Raw genomic sequence first — 2,495 nt, 5'->3', positions numbered from 1 at the left:
AGGAATGATGTGCCTTCCACAATACTGATCAATCTGAATCTTTTCAGCCACTTTATTTTAATTTCGTCTGCGCTCATTTTTGTTTTTGGGTAATGTTGAAAAGTACCTGAAGTTCACTCCAGAGTAATTTCTTTAAATTAATATTTTCAAAAAGGATTTTCAGGTCATCTGCGAAAAGATATTCCACCCCTTCATCATTGATAATTTCATAATTGGATTTTTTGTGCATCATGATATCATGCCTGAAATTCCCGAATAAAATCATCTTATTTGGATTCATAGCCATCACACTTTGATGCGAAGTAGATTCCAATGATTCTGAAGAGGTCAGGGCAATGTCTTTCAATGAACAACCAACTGCATTCAGTATTTTGAACAAAAGCTCATGCAATTCAGGATCCAAGGATTGACCCTGATAGACCACAAGGACACCTTTTCCAAATCCACCCTCATAATCCAAACTCATTGATTTATTCTCCGGATCTTCTACAAGGTTTAATTCCTGCTTTGGTTCAGGGTATGGGAGGGGGTTGGATTTTTTGTCAACGATGAATTTTTTTTCTTCCGGAAGAATAAATATCTCGCTGTCCATGAACATAGCCAAATGATGAATGCTCAAATTTTCCATGTGCCTAAATTGATTAAAAAAACGGGGTATTACAAGAAGTAAAGGCTATGATTCCTTAGGATTATCCATGTTGAAAATAGATTTGAGTTCAACGGCGTCTTTTGGATCCATTCTTTTTGCCAGCACAAGCCTCAGTTGCCTTCTTCTAAGAGCACCTTCATACAATTCAACTTCCTCTTCGGTCTTTGGTTCTACTTCAGGGACTTCAATGGGCCTACCATTTTGGTCCACAGCTACAAATGTGAAAAATGCCCGGTGGGTAAGTATTTTCTTGTTGGCAGGAATATCTTCGGCCCAGACTTCAATAAAAACCTCCATGGAAGAATTGAATGCTCTGGTAACCTGAGATTTTAAAGTCACTACATTTCCCAGTGCTATAGGATGTTTAAATGAAATACTGTCTGCGGAGGCGGTCACCACAATTCTATTGGAATGTTTCTGTGCAGCAATGGCGGCTACTACATCCATCCAATGCATCAATTTCCCCCCCATAAGGTTGTTGAGGGTATTGGTGTCATTGGGGAGAACCATTTCGGTCATGATTACCGCAGACTGACTAGCGAGTTTCTTTTTTGTCATAAAAATTAAACTTTTTTCAAAAATACAAAATTATTGATTAATCATTTTAATATCTAATATATAAATCAGTATAATATACTGTTATCTCCAGCCTTCAGATCCCAGTAATGGTACAAATGCAAAATCTTCAAATTCTTCCTGAATAATTTTTGTACCTGTTTTTTTTGTCAATCTCAGCATTTTCTGTGTTTTTCTGTCACCGACCGGAATGACCAATTTTCCTCCGATATTGAGTTGTTGAAGGAGGGACTGTGGCACAACCGGCGCACCGGCTGTTACCAATATTTTGTCAAAAGGCGCTTTGTCGGGTATACCCTGAGAACCATCACCAAAGTAAAAGTGAAGGTGGATTCCGAGTTTGGTCAAAAACTTTTTGGTCCGGTCGAATAATTTTTTTTGGTATTCAATCGTATGGACTTCGGCTCCAAGCAAGTGAAGTATGGCCCCTTGATAACCCGACCCTGTTCCTATTTCCAAAACTTTATCTCCGGGTTTGATCTGCAACAATTCAGTCTGAAAGGCAACGGTGTAAGGCTGGGAGATGGTCTGACCTTCACCGATAGGAAAAGCCTTGTCTTCGTAGGCGTGTGAGTCCAAGGCTGAATCAAAGAAAAAATGACGTGGCAGGGTATTGATGGCTTCAAGGACTGCTTCATCTTTGATGCCTTTCTTTTTGATCACTTTTACCAATTCCTTTCGCTGCCCCTTGTGACGGTAGCTATCCTCTAATTTCAACATGTGACTTATAAACTGATTTAGAAACTTTTGTACGGCGTGCTAAGTTAAGGGATAAATTGGCTTAATTTGAAAGCTATTTGCCGCTTATTGTCCGAATTATTGAAAATTAGATTTCAAAAGATGTTTACAGGAATTATTGAAACTTTGGGGACAATCATCAATACTGAAAAGGAGGGTACCAATGTTCATTTTGATATTGCAACTTCTATTAGTGATCAACTTAAAATAGATCAATCTGTTTCACATAATGGAGTCTGCCTGACTGTAGTAGCAATAAGGGATGGACATTACAGAGTAACAGCAATTGTAGAGACGCTCAATAAAACCGACCTCGGAACTTGGTCAAAAGGAAGAAAGGTAAATTTGGAAAGATGTATGCCGGCCAATGGCAGATTTGATGGGCATATCGTTCAAGGGCATGTGGATCAGACAGGTATCGTAGAAAATATTACCGAAAATGACGGATCATGGATCTTTGATTTTTCATTTGATCCTTCTTCAGGAAATTTAACAGTTGAAAAAGGTTCCATCACCGTCAATGGTACAAGTC

Annotated in this window: 4 protein-coding genes; 1 reads left to right on the top strand and 3 read right to left on the bottom strand. The window is 38.7% G+C overall.

The annotated features are described in order from the left end of the window. Positions 1 to 73: 73 nt before the first annotated feature. The 3 genes from ACEW8O_RS04385 to ACEW8O_RS04375 form a co-directional block, all read right to left on the bottom strand. Complete coding sequence (locus ACEW8O_RS04385; RefSeq protein ID WP_373493407.1) at positions 74 to 628, bottom strand: hypothetical protein; 555 nt, start codon at positions 626 to 628, stop codon at positions 74 to 76. A gap of 45 nt (positions 629 to 673) precedes the next feature. Then, positions 674 to 1,207, bottom strand: coding sequence for an acyl-CoA thioesterase (locus tag ACEW8O_RS04380; RefSeq protein WP_373493406.1), 534 nt, complete (start codon positions 1,205 to 1,207; stop codon positions 674 to 676). Between the two features lie 81 nt (positions 1,208 to 1,288). Continuing rightward, positions 1,289 to 1,945, bottom strand: a complete 657-nt coding sequence (locus ACEW8O_RS04375) for a protein-L-isoaspartate(D-aspartate) O-methyltransferase (RefSeq protein ID WP_373493405.1) — start codon at positions 1,943 to 1,945, stop codon at positions 1,289 to 1,291. Between the two features lie 120 nt (positions 1,946 to 2,065). Between ACEW8O_RS04375 and ACEW8O_RS04370 the strand changes: the two genes are divergently transcribed. After that, a partial coding sequence (locus ACEW8O_RS04370) for a riboflavin synthase (RefSeq protein ID WP_373493404.1) occupies positions 2,066 to 2,495 on the top strand: 430 nt, incomplete at its 3' end.

The organism is Aquiflexum sp. (assembly GCF_041749095.1).
Lineage (GTDB): Bacteria > Bacteroidota > Bacteroidia > Cytophagales > Cyclobacteriaceae > Aquiflexum.
The sequence above is the reverse complement of the archived record's forward strand: the minus strand, read 5'-3'. Positions and strand labels throughout refer to the sequence as shown.

Coding starts and splice junctions, on each gene's coding strand:
- ACEW8O_RS04385 (WP_373493407.1), bottom strand. CDS start 628: ATGGAAAATTTGAGCATTCATCATTTGGCTATGTTCATGGACAGCGAG.
- ACEW8O_RS04380 (WP_373493406.1), bottom strand. CDS start 1,207: ATGACAAAAAAGAAACTCGCTAGTCAGTCTGCGGTAATCATGACCGAA.
- ACEW8O_RS04375 (WP_373493405.1), bottom strand. CDS start 1,945: ATGTTGAAATTAGAGGATAGCTACCGTCACAAGGGGCAGCGAAAGGAA.